The organism is Actinoplanes sp. NPDC051411 (assembly GCF_040682075.1).
Taxonomy (GTDB): domain Bacteria; phylum Actinomycetota; class Actinomycetes; order Mycobacteriales; family Micromonosporaceae; genus Actinoplanes.
This window is the reverse complement of the sequence record NZ_JBFBAD010000150.1, coordinates 1-23,289: the sequence shown is the minus strand read 5'-3', so window position 1 is coordinate 23,289 and position 23,289 is coordinate 1. Positions and strand designations below refer to the sequence as shown.

Annotated in this window: 18 protein-coding genes and 1 pseudogene; 7 read left to right on the top strand and 12 right to left on the bottom strand. The window is 71.4% G+C overall.

Translation table 11 applies throughout. The features are described from left to right. Positions 1 to 459 precede the first annotated feature (459 nt). Positions 460 to 1,995 (bottom strand): S1 RNA-binding domain-containing protein, encoded by a 1,536-nt coding sequence (locus AB0M88_RS45805; protein WP_364113250.1) that lies wholly within the window; start codon positions 1,993 to 1,995, stop codon positions 460 to 462. A gap of 1,844 nt (positions 1,996 to 3,839) precedes the next feature. Continuing rightward, positions 3,840 to 4,406 carry a hypothetical protein gene (locus tag AB0M88_RS45800; RefSeq protein WP_364113246.1) on the bottom strand — a complete coding sequence of 189 codons (567 nt, stop codon included), beginning with the start codon at positions 4,404 to 4,406 and terminating at the stop codon, positions 3,840 to 3,842. A gap of 394 nt (positions 4,407 to 4,800) precedes the next feature. On the opposite strand from AB0M88_RS45800, the gene AB0M88_RS45795 reads away from it, so the two are divergent. Beyond that, on the top strand, positions 4,801 to 5,574 hold the full coding sequence (locus AB0M88_RS45795) for a phosphatase PAP2 family protein (RefSeq protein ID WP_364113248.1): 774 nt from the start codon (positions 4,801 to 4,803) through the stop codon (positions 5,572 to 5,574). Here AB0M88_RS45795 and AB0M88_RS45790 read toward each other — a convergent pair. After that, positions 5,571 to 6,881: a neutral zinc metallopeptidase gene (locus AB0M88_RS45790; protein WP_364113244.1), complete on the bottom strand. Its 1,311-nt coding sequence runs from the start codon at positions 6,879 to 6,881 to the stop codon at positions 5,571 to 5,573. The genes AB0M88_RS45795 and AB0M88_RS45790 overlap by 4 nt on opposite strands. Before the next feature lie 129 nt (positions 6,882 to 7,010). Between AB0M88_RS45790 and AB0M88_RS45785 the strand changes: the two genes are divergently transcribed. Then, complete coding sequence (locus AB0M88_RS45785; RefSeq protein ID WP_364113242.1) at positions 7,011 to 8,504, top strand: serine hydrolase domain-containing protein; 1,494 nt, start codon at positions 7,011 to 7,013, stop codon at positions 8,502 to 8,504. Next, complete coding sequence (locus AB0M88_RS45780) at positions 8,455 to 9,279, top strand: DUF4262 domain-containing protein (protein ID WP_364113240.1); 825 nt, start codon at positions 8,455 to 8,457, stop codon at positions 9,277 to 9,279. The genes AB0M88_RS45785 and AB0M88_RS45780 overlap by 50 nt, the downstream gene beginning before the upstream one ends. A gap of 855 nt (positions 9,280 to 10,134) precedes the next feature. On the opposite strand, the gene AB0M88_RS45775 is transcribed toward AB0M88_RS45780, so the two are convergent. The 5 genes from AB0M88_RS45775 to AB0M88_RS45755 are packed head-to-tail and all read right to left on the bottom strand — an operon-like array spanning position 10,135 to position 16,882. Then, positions 10,135 to 10,899, bottom strand: a complete 765-nt coding sequence (locus AB0M88_RS45775; protein ID WP_364113238.1) for an alpha/beta hydrolase — start codon at positions 10,897 to 10,899, stop codon at positions 10,135 to 10,137. Positions 10,900 to 10,943: 44 nt separating this feature from the next. Continuing rightward, a complete protein-coding gene (locus AB0M88_RS45770; RefSeq protein ID WP_364113236.1) occupies positions 10,944 to 11,771 on the bottom strand; it encodes a carbohydrate ABC transporter permease in 828 nt (275 codons plus the stop codon). Further along, positions 11,768 to 12,691, bottom strand: coding sequence for a sugar ABC transporter permease (locus tag AB0M88_RS45765; protein WP_364113234.1), 924 nt, complete (start codon positions 12,689 to 12,691; stop codon positions 11,768 to 11,770). Before AB0M88_RS45765 ends, AB0M88_RS45770 begins: the two co-directional genes overlap by 4 nt. Then, complete coding sequence (locus AB0M88_RS45760) at positions 12,685 to 13,992, bottom strand: extracellular solute-binding protein (RefSeq protein ID WP_364113232.1); 1,308 nt, start codon at positions 13,990 to 13,992, stop codon at positions 12,685 to 12,687. Before AB0M88_RS45760 ends, AB0M88_RS45765 begins: the two co-directional genes overlap by 7 nt. Further along, positions 13,985 to 16,882 carry a glycoside hydrolase family 78 protein gene (locus AB0M88_RS45755; protein WP_364113230.1) on the bottom strand — a complete coding sequence of 966 codons (2,898 nt, stop codon included), beginning with the start codon at positions 16,880 to 16,882 and terminating at the stop codon, positions 13,985 to 13,987. The genes AB0M88_RS45760 and AB0M88_RS45755 overlap by 8 nt, the downstream gene beginning before the upstream one ends. Positions 16,883 to 17,053: 171 nt before the next feature. Here AB0M88_RS45755 and AB0M88_RS45750 point away from each other — a divergent pair, with 171 nt between their 5' ends. Continuing rightward, positions 17,054 to 17,956 carry an AraC family transcriptional regulator gene (locus AB0M88_RS45750; protein WP_364113228.1) on the top strand — a complete coding sequence of 301 codons (903 nt, stop codon included), beginning with the start codon at positions 17,054 to 17,056 and terminating at the stop codon, positions 17,954 to 17,956. Between the two features lie 376 nt (positions 17,957 to 18,332). Here the strand turns inward: AB0M88_RS45750 and AB0M88_RS45745 are convergent. Both AB0M88_RS45745 and AB0M88_RS45740 read right to left on the bottom strand, forming a co-directional pair. Then, positions 18,333 to 18,757: pseudogene (locus tag AB0M88_RS45745) on the bottom strand (IS481 family transposase); the annotation flags it as partial. A 21-nt stretch (positions 18,758 to 18,778) separates the two neighbouring features. Further along, positions 18,779 to 19,648 carry a TIGR03619 family F420-dependent LLM class oxidoreductase gene (locus tag AB0M88_RS45740; RefSeq protein WP_364113226.1) on the bottom strand — a complete coding sequence of 290 codons (870 nt, stop codon included), beginning with the start codon at positions 19,646 to 19,648 and terminating at the stop codon, positions 18,779 to 18,781. Positions 19,649 to 19,831: 183 nt separating this feature from the next. Here AB0M88_RS45740 and AB0M88_RS45735 point away from each other — a divergent pair, with 183 nt between their 5' ends. Next, positions 19,832 to 20,752, top strand: coding sequence for a hypothetical protein (locus tag AB0M88_RS45735; RefSeq protein ID WP_364113224.1), 921 nt, complete (start codon positions 19,832 to 19,834; stop codon positions 20,750 to 20,752). Positions 20,753 to 20,765: 13 nt separating this feature from the next. Here the strand turns inward: AB0M88_RS45735 and AB0M88_RS45730 are convergent, their stop codons facing one another. Together AB0M88_RS45730 and AB0M88_RS45725 are read right to left on the bottom strand one after the other, a co-directional pair. Next, complete coding sequence (locus AB0M88_RS45730; protein ID WP_364113222.1) at positions 20,766 to 21,311, bottom strand: TetR family transcriptional regulator; 546 nt, start codon at positions 21,309 to 21,311, stop codon at positions 20,766 to 20,768. Then, entirely contained in the window at positions 21,298 to 22,161 is an 864-nt protein-coding gene (locus tag AB0M88_RS45725; RefSeq protein ID WP_364113220.1) for an aminoglycoside phosphotransferase family protein, read from the bottom strand. Before AB0M88_RS45725 ends, AB0M88_RS45730 begins: the two co-directional genes overlap by 14 nt. A gap of 117 nt (positions 22,162 to 22,278) precedes the next feature. On the opposite strand from AB0M88_RS45725, the gene AB0M88_RS45720 reads away from it, so the two are divergent. After that, positions 22,279 to 22,803 carry a hypothetical protein gene (locus tag AB0M88_RS45720; RefSeq protein ID WP_364113218.1) on the top strand — a complete coding sequence of 175 codons (525 nt, stop codon included), beginning with the start codon at positions 22,279 to 22,281 and terminating at the stop codon, positions 22,801 to 22,803. A gap of 58 nt (positions 22,804 to 22,861) precedes the next feature. Further along, a partial coding sequence (locus AB0M88_RS45715) for a maleylpyruvate isomerase family mycothiol-dependent enzyme (RefSeq protein ID WP_364113216.1) occupies positions 22,862 to 23,289 on the top strand: 428 nt, incomplete at its 3' end.

The following is a 23,289-nucleotide window of genomic DNA, read 5'->3' as shown; positions in this document are numbered from 1 at the left end:
GCCCGGCCCGGCCCGGCCCGGCCCGGCCCGGCCCGGCCCGGCCAGGCCAGGCCCGGGTCGGCCAGGCCAGGCCAGGCCAGGCCCGGGTCGGCCAGGCCAGGCCAGGCCCGGGTCGGCCCGCCAGCTGCCGCAAAACTCACCCAGCGACCCACTACGACGTCCACACCGCGACCAGCACCAGCGAAGGAACCGAACAAATCGCCTAACCCGGGCCGCCGCGCCGGAAAGGCCCAGCTCGCCGCTTGTCGACGGGACCGCGCCACACGCCGACTGGTCGGTCCCGGTCCAACGCCAATGAACCGGATGCTCGGCCTCAGTCTCACCGACCCGGTCCGGCTCACCGGACCCGGCTCTCACCCCACGCGGCTTGGCTGCCTCGCCCCCACCCCGTACTGGGTGGGGGCGATTCAAGCATCCGGGTCTGACAATTTCGCGCGGTTGTCCACAGCCTCCGGAACTTCAGCCGTCGGTGCGGTTGTTGTTGTGGCCTTCGGAGAGGCGTTCGCGGAGGGCGGCCAGGCGCTCGTCGACGTCCTCGTTGCCGGTGGTGGGCTCGGAGGCGGTGCGAGGGGCGTTGGAGTGGCCGCTGCTGTGGCTGCTGCCGCGGTCGTTGCCGCCGCGGCGGCCGCCACCCTCCCGGTCTCGGCCACCTTCTCGGCCACCTTCTCGGCCGCCGCGCTGGCCCGACGGGGAACCGGCGGTGTAGGCGGGGGCGCCGGACTGGGCCGCCTCCACCTGCTGGCCGAGGGCGACCCAACGGTCGTGGGCGTCAGAATACTGGCGTTCCCAGACGTCGCGCTGTTCCTCGAAGCCGGGCAGCCACTCGCCGGTCTCGGCGTCGAAGCCCTCGGGGTAGATGTAGTTTCCCTGGGCGTCGTACGTGTTGAGCATGCCGAAGGTGACCGGGTCGAACTGCTCCTCCTCGGGGAGGTATTCGGCGTTGGCCTGGCGGACCGACAGCGAGATGCGGCGGCGCTGCAGGTCGATGTCGGTGACCTTGACCAGGACGTCCTGGTTGGTCCGCAGCACCTGGTCGGGGGTGTCGACGCGGTAGTCGGCGAGCTCCGAGACGTGCACCAGGCCCTCGAGCCCGTCGACCCGGATGAACGCCCCGAACGGCATCAGCTTCGTGACCCGCCCCGACACGATCTGGCCGATCGGGTGGTTCCGGGCGAACTGCGGCCACGGATCCTGCGACGTCGCCTTCAGCGAGAGCGAGATGCGGCCCCGGGACTGGTCGACGTCGAGCACCTCGACCTCGACCTCCTGGCCGACCTCGACCACGTCGGACGGATGATTGTGGTGGGTCCACGACAGCTCGGCGACCGAGATCAGGCCGTCCACGCCGCCCAGGTCCACGAACGCCCCGAAGTTGACCACCGAGGAGATCACACCCCGGCGGATCTGCCCCGGCGCCAGCTGCGCGAGCAGCGTCGACCGGCCGGCCGAGCGGGTCTCCTCGAGGTGCGCCCGCCGGGAAAGCACCAGGTTGCCCCGGCCGCGGTCCATTTCCAGGACTTTCGCTTCCAGCTCACGACCCACGTACGGGTTGAGGTCGCGCACCCGGCGCATCTCGACCAGTGAGGCGGGCAGGAACGCGCGCACCCCGACGTCGAGTACGAGGCCGCCCTTGACCACCTCGACGACCCGGCCGCGGACCATGCCGCTGTCGTCCCTGATCTTCTCGATGGCGTCCCAGATGCGGGCCTTCTCCTCGGACTCCGGCTGCTGCCGAGGCCCGCGGCTCCGGCCCGGCGTGCCCCCGGGCGTCGGCGTGGCAGCCGCCGGACTCTCGGCCGCGTCGCCGGTGGAGGCAGCCGCGGCGTCCGAGCCGTCGGTCGTCCCGGGAGCGGCCGCGGCATCGGCGTCGCCCGAGGACCCCTCGGCCGAGGCCGCGTCGGCGGTGCCCGGGGCGTCCGAGCTGGCGGGCGAGCCGTCGGTCGAGTCGGGTGCGCTCGTCGCATCGGAGCCGGTCGCGGCCTCGTCAGCTGACACGTCCGTCGAGTCTGCCGGGACAGTCGCCTCCGTGCTGCTCACGGCCCCGCTTGGCGAACTCGCCGCACCTGCCTCAGCGTCGGCGCTGCCTCCGCCCTCGTCCGGTGAACCGGCACCCGCTCCCGCGTCCGGCGAGCCGGCTCCTTCGCCGGTTGCGCCGGGCGAGGTCCCGTCGCCCGGTGCGGCCACGGCATCCGAGCCGGTCACGGCATCCGAGCCGGTCACGGCATCCGAGCCGGTCACGGCGTCCGAGCCGGTCGCCGCGTCCGGGGCGGCGGCGCCCGACCCGGCCCCGGCGTCCGGGACAGCGTCCGAGCCGCCGGTGGCGTTCGGGCCGGGGAGGGCCGAGGACGCCGCTGCGCCGGCGTCTCCGGTCGTCTCGGCGGCGGAGGCCGCTGGGACGGTTGCCGTGGCGTCGGCGGGTGCCGCCGGAGCAGCGGGCGCGTCGCCGGGGGAGGCTGCCGGGTCGCTTGCGGCGGCAGCCGGCGTGTCCGGGGAAGCGGCAGGCACTGCCGCCCCGGGGGCGTCCGGCGGTGCGGCACCCCCGTTGGCGGTCAGGGTCAGGTCGGCGTCGGTGTGGGTGGATGCGGTCGCGGTGGCAGCGGTCGCTGCGGCGGTCGGCTCGCTCATGGCAGTGGTGTCGGTCCCGATGGCGTCGGTGGTGCGATGGGTGGGTGTGGTGTTGGGGCCAGTGCGGCGGCAGGACCGCAGTCTCTCGTCGAGCATTCTGGTCACGGAGTGTCCGGCGCCGAGCACCAGGGCCGCCTGAGCTGCGGTCCGGGCCAGTTCGTCGCCCTCCGGACGGGTCGCCGCGGCCAGCACGACGGTCGGCGGATGGTGCCGTCCGAGGACCCGGGCGGCGTCTTCGGCGTCCGGTTCGCCACGTTTTGTGCGGTGAATAACTCCGGCGGATCTGCCCAAACCGGGTTTCCGGACAACGGCGACGCCGCGCGCGGAAGTGCGTGCCGCCCTCTTCGCCGGCGGGTGAACGTCAGGATCGTCCGCACGGAAACTGTTCGTGCGCGAACCATCGGCGGGGCAAGCGAGCGGGACTCTGAGGGGGAGAGCGGCGACGGTCAAGGGGCGATCACGTCTGTGGAGGCGGGCGGTCCCCGCCCGTACATCGGAAAAGCGTGCCCGGCCGGAAAGCCGGTCGCACTCCGCCAGCCGGATCCGCGCGGTGATCGTGCGGGGGTTGTCGGCGCCGAGCGCCGCGGTGAGCGCGAGCGTCGCCGTCCGCAGAGCCGACGCCAACCTGGCGAAATCTCCGGATTGTCCGGCGAGCCACGCTATTCGGAACTGCGCATAAGCCAGATCGGCCACCGCGCCCAGAGCCTCCGGACGCCGGTCGGGGAGCGAGACCACCTCCGCGAGGGCGGTCGCGGCGTCAAGATCTTCGCCCAGCGGGGCGACCCGCAACCGGGCGATGGCCGGCGGGGACAAAGCCTCAGCATTGCTGATCGACAACAATGTGCGGGCGTCGAGGCTCCGGGTGGCCAGGGCGGAATGGACCGGCTCGGTCAGGGTCTTCTCCCCGCGGCCCCGGGCCTGGGCGGTTCGCCCGAGCTGCGCGAGGAGTACGCCGTGCAGCGCCCCCAACCGCACCCGCTCCGCGCGGGACGCACTGCGCGAAACGCCCTCCGGCGCGAGGCGGACGCCCAGCTCGTGCTCGCGGAGGAAGGCGAGCATCGTCGCCAGGTAACGCGTCGGGGACGTGCCCGCCTCGAGCCGCATCGAGATCAGCATGCGCAGCGCGGACAGGCGTTCGGCGGCGCCGGGCTCGCGTGTGGCAGCGGCGAGGACAGCCTCCTCGACCTGGCCGACCACGTCAGCGAGCCGTTCCGTCACCGAGACCCCTCCAGCGCGGGCCCGGTCACGACCGGGTCGAGGCGCCCGGTCCGGGCGCGCTCTTTCAGGTACGCCGGCAGGAGCGCCCCGCGTTCCTGGTCGTTTGTCGTGCGTCGCGTCCCACCTGCCTGTTCGCTCGCGGTGTCTGCCGTCGAGCTTTCGCCTTCCGAGCCCTTCACGCCACCCAATTTCGGTTCAGCGAGCAGGCGGCCCGCCCCGAGCCGCCGAAAGCGCGGCACCTGGCCGGCCATCGAGGGGTTGAAGGGCACGTCGAAGCCCGGCGCCGCCACCTCGAGCAGCACCCGCCCTTCCGAGCCCAGCACCTCGACCACCTCCGCCGCGACCGGCGCGTCCGACCCCGGCGCTCGCAGCGCGACGAACGGCCCCGCGTCGCGCGACGCCGCCGCGGTCGTGACCGCGAACCCCCGGTCACCCAGGACCCGGTCACCCAGGACCCGGTCACCCAGGACCCGGTCACCCAGGACCCGGTCAGCCAGGACCCGGTCACCCAGGGTGCGGGACGCATCGGTGATGCGAACCCGGTGCACGTCGTCGGGACTCACGTGGCGACCTCAATCGCAGTCGATCGCGTGTCGACCCGGCGACCCCTCGGGACTGCGACCCCCCGCGCGGCGCCGACCGTGGTCAAGACGCACCTGACCAGGTCACCGAGCCTACCGGCCCCCGAACGACCCTGGCTAGGGGTCGATCCGGCCCCGATGTAGCGGAAAGCCGACCACTCGGTCACCGAGCGCGCCCCACTCGGACGATCTTCCCGAGCGGGCCCGATTTGCTGGTGAACACCGCCATACCTTCGGGTGAAGACCGTCATATCCCGGGGTTGCGATCATCTGCGAAGATCGCCGGACAAACCTGGTCGCCAGCGCTGTCCGGGGCCATTGCGATCCGGGGTCCCGGCGCGGGCCGCGACGGGAGAGGGAGTGCTTCGTGAGCGTGATGCAGGAGGAGGCCGCGCCCGACGCTGACCTAGCACCGTCCAGGCTCAGGGCCACCACCAATCGTGCCCTCCGCGAGATCGCGCTGGTCGTCATCCTGTTCCTCGCCTACAAGCTGGGCCGGGTCGCGGCCGAGGGCCACGTCGGTGAGGCGCTCGCCAACGCGCGCGACGTCTGGCACTTCGAGCGGCTCGTCCACCTCCCGAGTGAATCGACGCTCCAGCGGGCCGTGATGGGCCACGAATGGCTGATAAAGCTGGCGAACTGCTATTACGCGTACGTCCATTTCCCGATCACCGCGGCGTGCCTGATCTGGATGTGGATCAAGCGGCCCGAGCATTATGTGCGCACCCGTCGCATGCTCGCCTGGCTGACCGCCGCCGCCCTGGTCGTGCACCTGCTGATGCCGCTGGCCCCGCCGCGCATGCTGACCGCGATGGGCATGGTCGACACCGGCAAGTTGTTCGGCCCGGCCGTCTACGGGTCGCCGACCAGTGACTCGCTGACCAATCAGTACGCCGCCATGCCGTCGCTGCACGTCGGCTGGGCGCTGGCCGTCGCGATCGCGCTGATCGGGGCCACCAACGGCCGCTGGCGCCGGCTCTGGCTGCTGCACCCGATCATCACGCTGTTCGTCGTGCTGGTGACCGGCAACCACTACTGGATCGACGCGATCGTCGTGACGGTCCTGCTCAGCGTGGTACTGGCGTTCCAGGCCGGCTGGCGGCCCGCCCCGGCCGTGGGCATCCCGCAACCGCGGATGAGCGAGTCCTAGGAGCAGGCCTCCAGCCCCTGCAACACCCCGCTGCGATAGGACGCGATCCGGTCGAACGCCGTCAGGCCGCTGCCGTCCTCGGCCCGCCCGAACGAGAGCAGCGCCGCCACGGCCTCGTCGAGGTCGCCCGGCGACAGGGTGACGCCACCCCGCTTCCGGTCGGCCGCCGAACGGTTCAGGATGTCGTACGTCCAGGAGCCGGCCAGGCAGTCGACCGCGAGCTGACCGGCCTTGCTGGTGGTCGACCGGCCGCGGCGGTCCTGCGCCGCGCGGGCGAAGAGGTCGCCGAGCAGCATGCCGACCGCGTTGTCACCGATCCGGTCGTAGAGCGCCGGCCCGAGCTGCCGGTTGTCGAAGGCGACGAAGCCGCCGTCCGGGCAATAGAACGCCTCGCCCTGTGCGGTCGAGTCGGGCTTCGAACAGTCCGGCTTGGCGCCGTCGAACGGCTCGACCCGCAGGTCCTGCCAGGCCTGGCCGGTCAGCTGCGGGAACGTGCGCTCCCAGTAGCCCTGCGCGTCCTGCGCGAGCAGCTGGACCGCGTCGGCGTACGGCAGGTCGCCGCCGCGCTGCGCGTCCTCGGGATCGGTGAACGGCACCTCGGTCACCGGGAGGTTGCCGGCGTCGTACTGCGCGCACCTGCCGGCGCCCTGCTGCACACCGTCTTGCAGGGCCCGGATGCGGTCGAACGCGTTGCCGTGCGCGCCCTCGTCCATCGCCGGCGTGCCGGGCTGGTCGCGCAGCATCAGGATGCCGGCGACGGTGTTGTCGAGCTGCTTGGCGCTGACGTTCTTGAACACCTTCGAGTGCCCGGCCAGCGCGTCGCCCAGCCACGCCCCGGCGAAGCAGTCGGCCTGCTGTTCGAGCACCACGGTCGGCTGCCGAGTGGCCCCCAGCCGCACCTGGATCGCGTGGCCGTACTCGTGCGCGAACACCACGCCGACCAGCAGCGAGCCGAAATCGGACTGGAGCTGCGGAATCAGGGTCTGCGCATCCCACGCGATGAAATCGCCGGTCGGGCAATAGAAGGCGTTCGGCTGGTATTGACCCGGTTGGTCACCGCAGTCGGGCGGCGGCACGCTTTCCGTGTACGGGTGATAGCCGCCCCGCACCTTCTGGAACTTCTTGCCATCGGCCAGTTTCGGGAACTCGCCCGTCCAGAACCGCTCGACGTCCCCGATCGACCGGGTGACCGTGTCGTCGGACTTGGCCGGCTTGGGCGTGGCCGTGGTCTCGCCCGGCCCCGGCAGCCGCGAGACCCCACAGCCCACCAGCACCACCAACAGCACCGCGAGTAACAACCGCCTCACCTGAGCGACGGTACCCGGCCCGGGCTACCCCCTAAACCGGTCGATCTCCGGCTGGTGCGGCTAGCCCTACCATCGGCCGGGGTGCTGGCCGGGTGGAGCCCGGGGCCGCGCCGCAGAAGCATCGACGACATGACGCGAAGGATTCTGGTTCTGCTCGCCGTCGTCCTACCCATCCTGTTCGTGGTCGTCCCGGCCGACGCGGCGGCGCCGCGCACGGTCGCCGACACGGTCGGGCGCGAGCTCGACGCTCTCGCCCCGCCGGCCGCCGCCTACGTCGTCGTCGCGCCGGACGGCACGCCGACCGTCGGAACCCACGGCAAGGGCGTGACCGCGCGGACGCCGTTCGTTCTCGGCTCCCTCAGCAAATCGTTCACCGCGCTGTCCGTCATGCAGCTGGTCGACCGGGGCAAGGTGGCGCTCGACCAGCCGGTCACGGCGTACCTGCCGTGGTTGCGCACCGCCACGCCCGGCCGGGTGCCCACGATCCGCCAGCTGCTCGACCAGTCGTCCGGCCTGCCGACCGCCGCCGGCGTCGCCGACGTCACCCACCCCGGCCGTACGCTGGAACAACGCGTACGCCGCATCGTCGGCGTCACCCCGACGGCCGTGCCGGGCGCCCGATTTCAGTACTGCAACCTCAACTTCGCCACGCTCGGCCTGGTCGTGCAGACCGTGAGCGGGCAGCCGTACGCCTCCTACCTGCGCACCAACGTCCTGGATCCGCTCGGCATGAGCCGCACCTACACCTCGATCCCGCAGGCCCGCACGGCCGGTCTGGTCGAGGCGACCGTGCCCTGGTTCGGCATCCACGTGCGCTCGCCGGCCGCCGACTTCCCGGGCGCGCTGCCCGACGGCTACCTCGTGTCGACCGCCGAAGACCTGGGCCACTACCTGACGATGCAGCTGGGCGACGGCACCTACCAGGGCCACGAGCTCGTGTCGCCGGCCTCAATGCGGCTGCTGCACCAGCGGCAGGTCGCGATCTCGGCCGCCGACGCCGACCCGCACACCGACGGCTACGCGCTCGGCTGGTACACCGGCGCCGTGAACGGCACGCCCCTGGTGTCCCATTCCGGCGACGTCTTCGGCTTCCACAACGACATCGGCCTGCTGCCCGGCCGGCACACCGCGCTGGCCGTGCTGACCGCCCAGAACTCCAACCTGCTCGCCAACGACGACGCGTACGCCGCCGGGCTGGAGGTCCTCGCCGGGCAGCCCGCCCCGGCCATCGGCTTCTTCGACCACTACCGCAACCGTTACCTGATCATCGACCTGGTCTTCGCCGCGCTCCTCGCCCTGATGGCCGGGCGCTGGGTCGCGCTGATCCGGCGCCCCCGGCCCCGCGGCGCCCGCCGGGCGGCCCTCGGCCTGGCCGGCTCCGTCGCGGCCGCCGGCATCGTCTACGTGGCCGTCGTGTACGGCCTCGGCCACCTGATCGGCTTCCCCCTCCAGCCGGACCTGATGCTCGGCGGAATCCCGGAACTGCTCGTGCTGACGGTCCTGCTGGCCGCTTACCCGATCCTGACGAGCGTCCTCAAGACGGCCGTGCCGGGAACCCGTCTACGCTCAGCCGGTGAACGATCATCCCTGTCACTGCCTGCTCTGCCAGGTGCCGCTCGATGAGGAAAGCTGGGACGAACGGGATCAGCGCATCGCCGACAGGATCCGGCGGTTCGGGTGGAACGTCAACGGGGTGGCCGGGGGGTCGACGCCGGACTGGGCCTACTCGATCGGCATCTGGCACACGCTGCGCCGGCCCGAGGTGTGCGTGTTCGGGCTGCCGGCCCAGACCGGGATGCGCGTCGTCAACGTGGTCGGCGACCTGATCCGCGACGGCGAACAACTGCACGACGGGCAGCGGCGGGGCGACGTGCTCGACGGCTACGACGTGGTGCTGCGCAGCGCGCGACAGAATTGGTACACCCGCTTCTTCGGCGCCGGCCTCGACTTCTATCGGCGGCCGCCGCTGCCGGTGATGCAGGTCGTCTGGCCGGACCGGGACGGCCGCTTTCCCTGGGACGCCGGTGTGGAGGAGTCGTGCCGGCGGTCGCAGCCGAGCCTGTGGCTGCTGCCGGACGACCATCCGCCCGGCCAGTGGACGGAGCACGACCCGTTCGAGGGCTGGCCGTTCCGCACCAGCCTGCCCTACACCGTGGTGCGGTTGTCGCCGGGCGCCGACGCCATCGGCACCGTGCTGCGCGACGCCGACGGCGCCTGGTGGTTCCTCGGGGCGGCCGACGACCGCGACACGGCCGAGGAGGTCAAGCTCCGGGAGGTCACCGACGCCCACCCGGAGGTGCTGGAGGTCGCCGACCTGCAGCCGGACGAGCGGGCCGACCGCAACCGGGACGGCACCTGGAACCGTTCCTCTCCACGTCCGGCCGGCGGACCGGAATGAGCGAGCCGCCAGCGGCCAGATCCCGTAAGCGAGGAAGGACGCCGACCAGCCGCGACCGCCGTCGCATGGTTTGATCTGCGCGCTGAGTGGCCGGCGGTGACGCACGCAGGCGGTGACGCGCCCCAGCGGTTTGGTCAATCCGTTGACTCGGCCGTCCCGGTCATCGGACCGGGAACGGCATCGACAGTCGACCCAGGGCGTACGCCGGTGGGATGACTAACCTTGCCGCACGCGCCCCGGAATCGCGGGAAAACGGCCCGGCCCGGGCCGTAGTCCTCTGGCTTCTCGCGGCGGCGCGCACCGGTCTGCCCGGGATGCCGCAGGGCCTGCCGGCCCGTCCGGCGTGGGCTTGGGTGCTGATCGGGGTCGCCGTCCTCCCCGTCGCCCGTCTTCTGCCCCGGCGCCCGCTGACCGCGATGGCCATTCTTGGCGCCTCGGCGGTCGCCGTGCTGGCGGTCGCCGTCGAGGTCATCCGACTCGCCGTCGCCGTCGCGGTCGCCGTTGGCTACGCCGTGGCCACCCGGCCGCTCCGAGGTCGCCCTGGCCGTCCTGATCGTGGTGGCCGTCCTGCTGGCACCGCGGTCCGACCGGCCGGCTGGCTGGTCTCGGTGTCACGGTCCACGTCGGACGCCGGGCCCTTTCTGACGGGCCGCCCTGCTCGGCTACGCCGCCCGCCCGGCCGGGCCGCCCCGCTACAGCCGTCGCTTCGAGAAGCAGGCCGTTGACCGCCGAGCGGCTGCGCCTCTCCCGCGAACCGCACGACCACCTCGCCCACCGCATCGGCGTCATCGCCCTCCAGGGCGGCGCCCCCGGGCGAGACCTCCGGACACGGCGGGGCACGAGGGTGGAGGCTGGTCAGTCCTTGAGGTTCGCCGCGAAGGTCAGCAGCCGGGCGGCCGTCGCCGGCGGGTCTTCCACGAGTGGGGTGTGGCCGACCCCGGGGAGGAAGGTCACCTCGGCGCCCGGCACGGCCCGGTAGTCGTTGGCTGACGAAGCGCGCCAGCGCTGGTCCTCGGTGCCGAAGACCACCAGCAGCGGCTTGCCCACGGCGGCCAGGCGGGCGGGCAGCGCGCGCTCGGCGAGGTAGCTCCGGAGGGCGACCGATGTCGCCGCGAACGCGGTGAAGGTCATTGCCCGGACCTGGTCGATCGCGTCCTGGGGGACGTCGAAGCCGGGGCGGAAGGCCTGCGCCACCGCCGTCCGGAGTTGGGCGTCGGTCAGGGTGGGCCAGTCCGAGGGCTGGAACGGGAAGGCCGGGGCGATGTACGCGTCCATGCTCGGGCCGGTGTTGATCAGTGCCAGCCCTCGGACCAGTGACGGCCGGATCGTGGCCAGTTCGGTTGCCATGGCGCCGCCGGACGAGTGGCCGGCCACGACCGCGGACGAGATGCCCAGCCGGTCCAGGGCCCCGCCTATGGAAGTGGCCTGGTCGGTCACGTCGAAGCGGCCGTCGGCCGGGGAGCGGCCGCAGCCGAGCAGGTCGACCCGGATCACGCGGTGGGCCGGGGTCAGCAGCGGCACCAGCCGGGACCACGAGTCGCTCGACGCCGCGGTGCCGTGGATGAGCAGCAGGGGTGGGGCGTCGAGCGGTCCGTCGACAAAAGTGGCGAGTTCAGTCATGGCTCCACTCTGGGCGGCGGCGGCCGCGGAGTCTTGAACGAATGTCAGCCTTTCACGGCTCCGGCGGTCATGCCGGCCACGATCTGGCGGTTGAAGAACAGGAACATGATCAGCGGCGGCACTGTGATCAGGAGGATGTTCATGAACAGAAGGTTGTAGGAGGTCGAGAACTGGGACGAGAAGTTGTAGAGGGTGAGTTGCACGGTCGCGTTCTGGTCGCCGGGCAGGAAGTACAGCGGGTTGGTGAAGTCGTTGAAGACGGTCACCGACTGCACGACCACGACGGTCACGATGACCGAGCGCAGCAGCGGCAGGACGACCCGGAAGAACAGGCGGAGCGGGCCGGCGCCGTCGATGATCGCGGCCTCGTCGAGTTCGCGGGGGATCGTCGAGATGAAGGCCCGGAACAGCAGCACGCAGAACGACAGGCCGAACGCGACCTCGACGAAGATCAGGCCGATCATGGTCTGGAAGATGCCGAGCTTCTGCAGCACCCAGATCGTGGGTACGACCGCGGGCGGGATGATCAGGCCGGAGAGCACCAGGAAGTTGATCAGGCCGGTCCAGCGGGTGATCCGGCGCTGGAGCACGAACGCGACCATCGCGGCCAGGACCACCATGATCGTCACGCTGCAGACGGTCAGGACCGTGCTGTTGATGAACGCGATGATGACCATGTAGTCGCGGGCCTTCACCACGTCGATGAAGTTCTGGACGAGCTGGAAGTGGTGCGGCCAGCTGAAGTTGAGCAGCGACGCCTGCCGCCGGTCCTTCACCGCGGTCAGCAGGATGAAGGCGAACGGCACCACGAACACGATCACCGACAGGACGATCGCGATGAAGCTGAGCGAATAACGCCGTACAAAACTCACAGTGGGACCTCCCGCCGGTTGAGGAAGCGCGACAGCGGCAGCACGATCGCGGTCACGACCAGGAACAGCACGACGTTCCCGGCGGTGGACAGGCCGTAGAAGCCGGCCTGGTACTGCTTGTAGATCACCGAGGCGATGACGTCCGAGGTGAAGCCGGGTCCGCCGCGGGTCATCGCCCAGATCAGGTCGAACGACCGCAGCCCGCCGATCAGCGACAGGATGATCACGGTGACGGTCGCGGGCCGGGCCAGCGGGAGGACGACCGAGCGGAAGGTGTCCCAGGACGAGGCGCCGTCGACCCGGGCGGCCTCCAGGTATTCCTGCGGGATCGACACGATGCCGGCGATGTAGATCAGCGTGGCCAGCCCGACGCCCTTCCAGACGTCGACCAGCGCGACCGACACGAGCGCCCAGTGCGGGTCGGTCAGCCAGCCCGGCCCCTGGACGCCGACCGACGCCAGCGATCTGTTGATCAAGCCGGACGAGGGATTCATCAACACGGTGAAGGTCAGGCCGACGCCGATGGTGCTGACCAGCACCGGGAAGAACACCACCGAGCGCAGATAGCCCCGGGCCACGATCTGCGAGGTGAGCAGGACGGCCAGCATCAGGCCGAGCACGACCTTGAGCCCCGAGGTGATCACGGCGTAGATCAGCGTGTGGAGCAGACCCGAGACCAGGGCCGGCTCCTGGAAGAAGGTCACGTAGTTGTCGAAGCCGATGAACTTCGACGAGAAGATGCTCCAGCGCGTGAGGCTGAAATAGAACGACGTCACGGTCGGCACGACGAACAGCACCGCGTAGACGACGGCCGCCGGCAGATAGAACCAGCTGGGATAAGGGCTGCGGCGCCGGGTGGGCCCGGCCGCGCGCGTACGCGGCCGGGCCTCCGACGAGCGACGGGACGCGACGGTCACCATCCCGCGAGTCCCAACTGCTGGGCCTGCTTCTTCACGTCCTCGTCGTAAAGCGCGGCTCCGGCAGATGCCGCCCGAATTCCCGAACCGACCTCGACGCAGATCTGCTCGAGCGACGGCCCCTTCACCGGCGACAGGAACTCGAGGGCGAGGCTCGAGTTGCCCGCGTCGATGTACGTCTGCATGTCCTTGACCACCTGCGGCACCGAGGACGGAAGCGTGCAGCCCTTGACCGCGAACGGTCCGGTCGGCGCGGACGCGGCGACCTGCGAGTTGCAGCCGTCCGGGCTGGAGAGGAAGGCGGTGAACTTCTTGGCCGCGTCGAGCTTGGCTCCGGTCACCGACTTCGGGATGTACACGCCGGCCGGGCTCCAGAGCGTGAGCCCGTTGGTCGAGGCGTCACTCCCCGGGATCGCGAACAGCCCGACGTCGTTGAGGTGCGAGGGCTCGTCGGCCGCCAGTTCGCTGATCACCGAGGTCAGGATCGGCCACTGGGCGCCCGAGCCTGCGGCCAGCTCGCGCACGGCGTCCGGCAGCTTGGCCGACGCGAAGTCCTTGTTCTCGAACCCCTGGTCGTGCACCTGCTGCAGGTGCTGGAAGCCGGCCACCGCGGCCGGGGTGGTGGCGTACTTCGCCTTGTTGGCCGTGTAGTCGGCCGCGAACGACGGATCGGCGGCCGCCACGTTGTGGAAGTCACCGAGGACGAACAGCTGCGACGTCCACGTCTCGCCGTACGACTGGATCACCGGCGCCACGCCCGACGCCTTGATCCGGGCGTTGTTGGACATGAAGTCGTTCCAGGTCTTCGGCACCCGCAGGCCCAGCTTGTCGTAGACCGTGCGGTTGTAGAGGATGCCGCCGGCCATGAACTGCCCCCACGGCGCCGCGTAGACCTGGCTGTTCGACGTGACCGTGCTCGAGAAGTTCTTGTCCAGCGAGCCGACCCACGCCTGGTCGTTCAGCGGGACCAGGTTCTTCTCCGGGGCCATCGCCTGAAACAGCGACCCGGTGTTGTATTCGAACAGGTCGTCCATGGTCCCGGTGGCCAGCCGCGTCTTGATCAGGTTGTCGCCGTCGGTGCCCTGCGGCCGCGTCTCGACCTTGATCGTGATGTCCGGGTTCTTGGCCGCGAAGTCCTTGGCCAGCTGGTTGGCGGTCGCGACGGTCTGCTCGGCGTTGTCGACCAGGAGGGTCAGCGACACCTTGCCCTTGCTGTCGTCGCTGGAGCCGAGACTTCCGGCGCTGCATCCGCCGAGAGCCACTATCAGAGCGGTTGCGAGCAGGGCTAACTGGGGCTTACGCACGGTTGTCTCCTTCACGCAGCAGGTTACGCATGGTGTCGGCGCCGGGTTGGAATTCGCCGCCGGTCGCGGCGTCGACGAGCTCACTCGCCGGCGCGTCCAGGTAGGGGGAGAGCCGGGAGGCCAGCGCGGCCTCGTCCGCCGCCACGCCCGCTTCGCGAGCGGCGGCCACCGCCAGATCCCAGCTCGGCCGGTGGTCCATCAACTGCCGGATCGAGGCCTCCGCGGGGAGCACGCTTTCCTTCCCGTACGGGTCGGAAGCGGTGAATTCGTGCGTCCCGTGGCGTACGTCAAAAGCCTGACCATCGGGAAGATGGACCGTCGCGGTGACGCCGACCGGCACGGTGACCCGGAGCCGGAGGCTCCCGTCCGCCCGTTCCCAGCGCACCCCGGCCTCGCCGTAGGGGGTGAGATGCCGCGCCGCGGCGTGAGTCAGCGACGCGGTCGGCACCGGCCGCACCGACATCCGGCGATAGCCGGGCGCGTCCGGCGCCAGGCCGGCCACCCGCCGGTGCATCCAGTCGGCGACCGCACCGAGCGCGTAATGGTTGAACGAGGTCATCTGGCCCGGGTTGATCGAGCCGTCCGGGAGCATGCTGTCCCACCGCTCCCAGACCGTGGTCGCGCCCATGGTCACCGGGTAGAGCCAGGACGGGCAGCCGGTCTGCAGCAGCAGCCGGTAGGCCACCTCGGGCGCCCCGGCGTCGGTCAGCGCGTCGGCCATCAGCGGCGTCCCGACGAACCCGGTGCTGATCCGGAACCCGGCCGTCCGCACCAGGTCGGCCAGCTTCGCACCGGCCCGCGCCCGCTGCTCCTCGCCCGGCAGCAGCGCCCACTGCAGGGCCAGCGCGTAGGACGTGGCCGCGTCGTCGAGGATCCGGCCGCCCTCGGTCGCGTACTCGCGGGCGAACGCCTGCCGGACTCGCGCGGCCAGCTCGGCGTACGTCCGCTCGGTCTCGGCCGCGCTGCCGGCCGCGGTGCCGGTCCCGGTCTTGGCCGCGGTCTCGGCGTCGGCCGCGGTCTCGGTGTCGGCCGCGGTCTCGGCGAGAGCCGCGGCGGCCAGGGCGACCACCTCGGCCGACCGCGCCAGATGAGCCGTCGCGATGACGTCCGGATTCGCCTTGGCCCGGGCCGGATCGTCGGGCGGGGCGCTCGGATCGAGCCAGTCACCGAACTGGAACCCGCCCGCCCAGAGCAGGTCGTCGCCGGCCAGCGCGGCCATCCGGTCGACCCAGGCCCGCATGCTCGGCAGCTGCCGCCGCAGAATCTCCCGGTCACCGAACCGCTGGTAGAGCACCCAGGGCACGACGGTGGCGGCGTCACCCCAGGCCGCGGTGGCCGGCCCGGGCTGGCGGATCACGTCCGGGATCACGTACGGGACGGAGCCGTCCTTCTGCTGCTCGGCCGCCAGATCGGCGAGCCAGCTGGTGAGGAAGCCGGCACTGTCGAACAGGAAGCCGGCGGTCGGCGAGAAGACCTGGATGTCACCGGTCCAGCCGAGCCGCTCGTCGCGCTGCGGGCAGTCGGTCGGGACGTCGACGAAGTTGCCGCGCATGCCCCAGACGACGTTCTCGTGGAACCGGTCGAGCAGCTCGTGGCTCGACTCGAACCAGCCGGTGCGCTCGAGGTCGGAGCCGATGACGACGGCTTCGACGTCGGTCGCGCTCATTTGCGGTACGCCGGTGACCTCGGCGTAGCGGAAGCCGTGGAAGGTGAGCTCGGGTTCGAGAGTGACCTCGTCCGGTCCGGCCAGGACGTATTCGTCGGTGGCCAGGGCGGTGCGCAGCGGGCGGACGCCGAGCTCGCCGTCCTCGAGCACCTCGGCGTGGCGGACCGTGACGGTGTCGCCGCTCCGGCCGCCGCGGGTGGTGAGGCGCACCCAGCCGACCAGGTTCTGCCCGAAGTCGACCAGGGTCTTGCCGCTCGGCGAGGTAAGGATCGCCTGCGCCGGAAGGGTTTGCGTGACCCGGACCGGCGGCCCGTCGGGCGCGACCAGCACGGCGAGGTCGGCGTCGAGGACGTCCACCCCGACCACGCCGGCCTCCTCGGCCGCCGGTTGCGTTACCGGGGTCGGCTGTGTCGCGGCGGTTGCCTGCGGGCGGCGGCGGAGGTCGGTGTGCTGGCCGTTGTAGAGGTCGTCGGCGACGATGGGGGACTCGCGGGCGGTCCAGCTGCCGTCGGTGGCCAGGACCGTCATCTCGCCGGTGGCCGTGGTGACCTCCAACTGGGCCAGGGCGGCCAGGCGGTCGCCGTACAGGGCGCGGCGGCCCTGGAAGCCGAGCCGGCCGCGGTACCAGCCGTTGCCGAGCAGGATCTCCAGGCGGTTCTCGCCTTGCCGGAGCAGTCCGGTTACGTCGTGGGTCTGATAGCGGAGCCGGTGGTCGTAGGCGGTCCAGCCCGGGGCCAGGTGCTCGTCGCCGACGCGGTGGCCGTTGAGGCGGGCCACGTAGATGCCGTGGGCGGTGATGTAGAGGCGGGCCCTGATCGCGTCCGCCGGCAGGTCGACGGTGCCGGTCAGGATCGGGGCCGGCTCGTCGAGGGCGGTGCGCGGGCTGACGAAGCGGGCGGACCAGTCGGTGGGGGAGAGCAGTCCGGCCTCCACTGTGGCCGGTTCGCTCCACTCGCTCCAGTGGGTTTCGTCGCGCACTCTCACGCGTACGGAAGCCGGCTCACGGGCCGCGAGCGGCGCGCCCGGCCAGGGCACCAGGATCTGCTCGGCCGATTCGGCCGGGAAGGCCGAGCCGTTGATCTCGATCTCGTAGGCCGTCTGGCGGTAGTCGTCGGGGGCCGCCGGGATCTGCCAGGAGATCCGCGGGGTGGCGGTGCCGATCCCCTTGATACCGGCACGGTGGTGGTCGAAACGGATGTTCGTGGGTGCGGCAAGGTCGGGCATGGCGCTCCTGATACGTTTCAAGAACCGGCGCCCGCGGGTCCGTTCACATGTTTCGGACTGATGGCGCCGGAGTTGCGTGTGCCACCGATCCTGCGGTCCGGCGTGACCTGCGACATAGCCCGATGTGTACCGGACCTAGCACAAAATTCACCTGGACTTCTATCGTGTGGCATGGCCGAGCCGCCGGTGGAGAACACCCGCACCCTGCTGCACTTCGTCGACGGGTCGCTGGCCTGGGCCGGTCACTACCTGCACGAGGGCACCCATCCCGTGCACACCCACAGCTTCCTCGAGATCGCCCTCGTGATGGGCGGCGCCGGCGCCCACCACACCCTGGCCGGCGAGCAGGACCTGCGGGTCGGCGACCTCATGGTGCTGCGGCCGGGCGTCTGGCACGGGTACGAACGGGCCCGCGGCCTCGACCTCTACAACTGCTGCTTCTCCACCGACCTGCTCGCCCGCGAGCTCGCCTGGACCCGCGAAGACCCGTGGATCGGCCACCTCCTCTGGACCGGCCCCTACTCCGACCAGCGCCGCGGCATCCTGACCAGCCACCTCGACCCGTCCGGCCCCGACTTCGGCGAGTGCGTGCGCCACCTCGACGGCCTGCACGAACTGCGGGCGATGCCGGTCGAAACCCACCGCGGCGACATCGTCGGCTGGCTCTCACTGGTGCTGAGCGCGATGGCCCGCTCGGTCGCCCGCACATCCTCCGTCCCGGCCGGCCGGCCCGAAACCCACCCGGCGGTGCTCGAAGCGATGCGGATGCTGGAAGAGCGCCCGGCGCACCCGTGGACCCTGACCGACCTGGCGGCGTCCCTGCACCTGGCGCCGGGCTACCTGGTGCGCCTGTTCAAGTCGGCGACCGGGCTGCCACCGATGGCCTACCTGTCCCGGCAGCGGGTCGAGCTGGCCGCGTCCCGGCTGCTCCACTCCGACGAGCCGATCAGCCGCGTCGGCGAGTCGGTAGGCTGGCCCGACCAGAACTACTTCGCCCGCCGGTTCCGCTCCCACTACGGCCTGAGCGCGTCGACCTACCGGGCCCGCTTCACCAAGACGGTCAAGCGTCTTTAGGGCCCCACGCTGACCGCCCGGTTCGAGACCCGGCCCAGGCGTGGCAACGGTTCATGGAAGCGGTCGGAGTGGCTTGCACTGCGCGGCGCTGCAAGATGACGTCACGGCGGTCCTGCGTCATCTGGCCGAGCGCGACAACCCGAACCGTTCGGACGCACACGGACGAGAATCGGCCGGTCGCGGGCTCGCAGTCGCGCGGTCGCCGCTGGCCAGGTGCAGCCCAATTCCGGCGTCGGTCCGGTGGATCTGATCGGAGAGCGGAATGAGGTGCGTGCTGGCCGGACCCGGAGAAGGAAAGACGATGTTCAGCTTGCAGATGACGGAGGCGGGTCGGTGAGGCGTTGGCCGAGATTCTCATCCCGGTGGAGCCAAGCCCCGACGTGCGTCTGCGGTAGGCCAGGGCGTTGTCGGTCATGACGCGTTCGATGGCGGGGATGCCCAGTCGCGCGAAGTGTTCGGCAGTGCGGTGCAGGAAGCCGGCGCAGGTACCGGTCTTCTCGTTGGGGTGGATCTCGACGTAAGCCAGCCGGGTGTGTCGTCGATCGCGGCGTGCACGTATTCGTAGCCGACCCGGGTGCGGTAGTGGGCTTGGCGGCGTTCGAGGCTGTCGCGGCCATGGACTCGCCAGCGGCCGCCGTCGCGTAGCCGGCCGATCTTCTTGACGTCGACGTGGATCAGTTCGCCGGGCCGGTCGAGTTCGTAGCGGCGGATCAGTTGGCCGGTGGGCCGGTCGAGCCAGGCGAGGCGGTGCAGGCCGTGGCGGGTCAGCGCGGCGTGGACGGTGGAAGCCGGTATGCCCAGCTGTGCCGGAGGTCCCCACCCTCAGTCGAGACGGGGTGGGCCCTGGTCGACTCGGCGGAGGACCGGCTCGGTGTGGCTCATGTCGGGGCCCCAGGGGAGGCGTTCGTCCCACCAGGTGGCGCCTCGGTCGGCCAGGGGGCCGATCAGGTCGCGGGCCGCTGACCGGTCGGTGGGGCTCGCGCCGCCGAGGACGATCTCGAAGGGCTCGGCCTCCCGCCCGTACGAAAGGCGCTGCGTGCGCAGAAAGCGCACCAATTCGTCGGTTTCTTCCGGCGTCGGTGGTCGTGCGTCGGCGACGCCGGGCGTTCCCGGGATGGCGCCGTCCCAGCGGGCGGCCCGGCGCATCGGTGGCTTGTTGGGCCACATGCCGCCGACCCAGATCGGCACGCGGGGGCGCTGGACCGGGGTGGGCCGGAAGGTGATGTCGTCGATCGTGACGTGTTCGCCGTGGTAGGTCACCGGGTCGCCGGACCAGAGCCGGTTGAGTCCTTCGAGGCCCTCGTCGAGTCGGCGGGCCAGCACCCGCCGGTCGGTGGTGTCGCCGAGCGCGCCGTATTCGTCGTCGACCGGCTCGCCCAGGCCGACGCCGAGGATCATGCGGCCGCCGGTCAGGCGGTCGAGGGTGGTCAGTTCGCGGGCGAGTTTGGTCGGCCGGCGGCGGGCGACCGCGGTGATCGCCGTGCCCAGGCGGATGCGGCTGGTGGCCAGGGCGGCCGCGGTCAGCAGGATCCACGGGTCGGCGATCTCCCAGCGTTCCGCCTTTTCGCCGACCACGTGATCCCAGACGAGCAGGGCGTCCCAGCCGGCCGCCTCGACGCGTCGCGCCACCTCGGCGAATGCCTCGGGTGACGCGAACTCCCCAAAGTTCGGAACGTTCACCGAGTACCTCATGCCCGGCATCTTGCCGGTGGGGTACGACAAAAGTGTGGCGGCATGGACGGGTAGTTCCCGCGTACTCATAGGGGTTGTTTTTTCCCCGGCGAAAGCCGCCGAACCACCCAGACCGTCGCTCCTGTCAAGTACGCAACTGCGCTGATCATTGACTGTCGGTGCGCGGAACTACAGCATGGCGTAGTGATTCCCGGATCGACCGGCGTGGGGCACGCCGCCCCCGTCGGAGCCGTCGCCTTCCGGGCCGACGGCCGGCGGCTGGCGAGCGGATCGGCCGACGGCAGCGTCTTCGTCTGGGACACCGTCGACCCGAGCCGGCCGGTGCTTCTCACCGCGTTCACCGTGCACGTGCCGGTCACCGGCCTGGCCTGGAATCCGGGCGCCACCGACCTGCTCGCCACCGGCACGTCCGAGGGCGACGCGGGCGTCTGGCGGGTGGTCGACGACCGGCCGCCGGCCCGGCTGGCCACCCTGGCCGGGCATCCGGGGCCGGTCCGGTCGGTCGAGTGGATGCCGGACGGGCAGCACCTGATCTGCTTGTTCGGCGTCGAGCGGGCCGCGATCTGGAACGCGATGGGCGAGGCGTACCTCGGTGAGCTGACCGACTGCGTACGTCTGGCGGTCTCCCCGGACGGCCTGGTAGCGACCATCGGACCGGATGGTGCCGTCGCGGTCCGCGACCTGTGGCGCGGCACCGGGCCGGCCGCCCGCCCGCTCGCGTCGCCGGTTCTCGACTGTGCCTGGTCGGCGGACGGCACCGCCCTCGCCCTGGCCCGCGCCGACGGCGCGCTGGAGCTGGTCACCGCCTACCTCGACCCGGCCCTGACCATCCCGGTCGGCGACGGCATGCTGCGCTGCGTGACCTGGTCGAGCGGGGGACCGGTGGCGGGCGGCGAGACCGCGACGCACGCTTTCGGTACGGACGGCCGGCCCCGCTGGCGGAGCCCGATCGTGTTGCCCCGGGCCGGTTCGCTGGCCGTCGGTGGTCCACTGGCGGCCGCCGCGACCGAGGGGGAGCGGCCCCACCTGCTGGCCTTGGCCGACGGGGCCACGCTGGTCGCGCCCGCGCTGGCCCGGCAGGAGCCGTGGACGCTGCCTGGTTGACCGTGGACGCTTCCTAGTTGAGGAGCCGGACGAAGACGTCGGCCAGGGACGTCGCGGTCTTTTCGGGCGGGGCGAGCGGCAGCAGCAGGTGGCTGACGGTCAGGCGCACGACCGACTCGGCGGCCAGTTCGACCCTCCGGGGCGGACAGTCCGGGTGAAACGTGGCCGCCCATTCGCGGATCACCCCGGCCGCCGCGTCGAGGACCAGCCTGGTCAGCGCGCTCGGGAACAGTTCGCGGTCGTGGACGAGCGGGTTGCCCGCCGCTTCGTGGATCGTCCGTCGCGCCGCGGTCCGCACGGCCCGGTGCCCGTCGGCGCGGCTGCCGAAGAAGTCGGCGCGCATCGCCCCGACGAACTGCGCCACCTCCGCCCTCGCGACGGCTTCGCCGAGCCCCTTGCGGCATCCGAACTCGTTGTAGACCGTCTGCCGGCTCACCCCCGTCGCCCGCGCCACGTCGGCCATCCGCACGCCCGGCCAGCCACGCTCGATCGTCAGCCCTCGCGCCGCCGCGATCAGGGCGGCACGCTGTCGCACCCGGTTGAGCTCACGTGTCTTCATAAGCGAGACATTCTCGCAGATATCCGAAAATCGCCGAGGTGTCCTCCGTGTCCCGGTGCGGCATGTTCAAATCCCCGGCGAACGAGGCGATGTCGGCGAGCCTCCATCGCCGACGAAAGAAGATGTACGCGGGGGAATCGTCCACAAACCACAGATCGCGGCCGGCCGGAGCGAGCCGGGCCGTGTCCCAGTCGACCAACCGCAGACCACCCGGGGTGTGCATGATGTTGCCCGGATGCGGTTCGCCGTGCGTCACCACCCATTCGTCCGGCGGCGGGAGCGTCGCCTTCAATTCCTCGTACTCGCCGAGCAGGTCGTCGATCAGCCCGCTCTTCGCGCTGAGCAGCTCGGTGGCCCGCCGGCCATAGGGTCCGTCCCCGGCCGTGTGCCGGGCCTTCTGCAGTTCGTCGAGCCGCGGAACATCGAGATCGAGCGGTTCCAGGGTCGGTGGCGCCGGTGTGGCGTGCAGCCGCGCCAGCATCGCGACGATCTCCGGCCGGCGGTCCGGCTCGTGCGGGCCGAAGTCTCCCGACGCGCCCTCGACATGGGGATAGACGGACAGCAGATAGTTCCCGCCGGCCGGCTGGGTGGCGCGTCCGCCGTTCGTGACCACCGGCGCGACCACGAACTCGAGCCCGGCCCCGCGCAGCTCGACCGCCGCGCGCAGGGCCGGCTCGAGCGCCCCGGAAACCCGGTCGGCCGTGACGAACCACCGCGTCCCGTCGACCGCCCAGTGGTGGCTGCCGAACCCGACCGCCCGATAGTCGACCGTGCCGGCGGTGATGCCCCAGCCGAGGGCCAGCGCGGCGCGGATGTCGTCGGTGCTCAGGTCGCTCGGTGCGCTCAACATCGGCCCAAGATAGGCCGGTCGGTGGTTTTCGTCCCGCCGTTTTGCCGAACGTCCCGCCGTCCGGCCCGGCCACCGATCGGCCTTCGTCGCCCGGGTCGTTCCGGGTAGCGTGCCGGGGTGACGACGCGAAGCGAGGCCCTCTTTCTCGGTGGCCGGTCCGGGGTGGGGAAGAGCAGCCTCGGCAACGAGATCCACGTGCAGTTGTCCGCGGCGGAGGTCTGGCACTGCCTGATCGAGGGCGACAATCTCGACCTGGCCTATCCGCCGCCCTGGGAGCACGGGCTGGCCGAGCGGAACCTGGCCGCGATGTGGTCCAACTACCGGGCCCTCGGCTACCGGCGGATGATCTACACCAACACCGCGAGCGTACGGTTCGTCGACGAGTTGACCGGGGCGATGGGCGACGCTCCCGTCGTCACCGCGGTCCTGTTGACGGCAGACGACGCGACGGCGCGGCAAAGGCTGGCAATGCGGGAGATCGGGACGGCGCTGGACTGGCACGTCGAGCGAAGCGACCTGATGGCCCGCGAACTCGATCGGACCGTCCCCGGCTGGGTCCACCGCGTGCCGACCGACGGGCGCCGGGTGGCCGACATCGCCGCCCAGATCATCGGCCTGACCGGCTGGACGGGCGACCGATGAGTTCGATCGGCGCGCCCGGTCAGTCCCGGCACCACGAACCTACGGAAAGGACAGTCCGATGACCGAGCTGAACCCGGACCAGGCCCGGCAAGCGATCCTCGAACACACCCGGCGGCTGGCCGAATCAGCCACCGCGGCCGGACCCGGTGCCGCCGTACCGACCACCCCCGGATGGACCGTCACCGACCTCGTCGAACACGTCGGCCAGACCCAACACTGGGTCGCCGAGATCATCGAACGACGCGTCACCGACCCCACCCAGCTACCCACCCAAATGGCCGTACCCCCCACCGACCCGGCCGCGTGGCCGGCCTGGCTGGCGAACTCCGCCCAACGCATCGCCAACGCCTGCTCCGACGACACCCTCGACACACCGGTGTTCAACCCCGCGGCCGACAGCCGGTCCGGGACCCGCTTCTGGCTGTCCAGCATGCTCAACGAGGCAGTCATCCACGGCTTCGACGCCGCCCACGCGACCGGCCGGCC

Excerpts from the sequence above, each read along its gene's own strand:
- AB0M88_RS45795 (WP_364113248.1), top strand. The coding sequence starts at position 4,801 with ATGCAGGAGGAGGCCGCGCCCGACGCTGACCTAGCACCGTCCAGGCTC.
- AB0M88_RS45785 (WP_364113242.1), top strand. The coding sequence starts at position 7,011 with ATGACGCGAAGGATTCTGGTTCTGCTCGCCGTCGTCCTACCCATCCTG.
- AB0M88_RS45775 (WP_364113238.1), bottom strand. The coding sequence starts at position 10,899 with ATGACTGAACTCGCCACTTTTGTCGACGGACCGCTCGACGCCCCACCC.
- AB0M88_RS45765 (WP_364113234.1), bottom strand. The coding sequence starts at position 12,691 with ATGGTGACCGTCGCGTCCCGTCGCTCGTCGGAGGCCCGGCCGCGTACG.
- AB0M88_RS45755 (WP_364113230.1), bottom strand. The coding sequence starts at position 16,882 with ATGCCCGACCTTGCCGCACCCACGAACATCCGTTTCGACCACCACCGT.
- AB0M88_RS45750 (WP_364113228.1), top strand. The coding sequence starts at position 17,054 with ATGGCCGAGCCGCCGGTGGAGAACACCCGCACCCTGCTGCACTTCGTC.
- AB0M88_RS45740 (WP_364113226.1), bottom strand. The coding sequence starts at position 19,648 with ATGAGGTACTCGGTGAACGTTCCGAACTTTGGGGAGTTCGCGTCACCC.
- AB0M88_RS45730 (WP_364113222.1), bottom strand. The coding sequence starts at position 21,311 with ATGAAGACACGTGAGCTCAACCGGGTGCGACAGCGTGCCGCCCTGATC.
- AB0M88_RS45725 (WP_364113220.1), bottom strand. The coding sequence starts at position 22,161 with ATGTTGAGCGCACCGAGCGACCTGAGCACCGACGACATCCGCGCCGCG.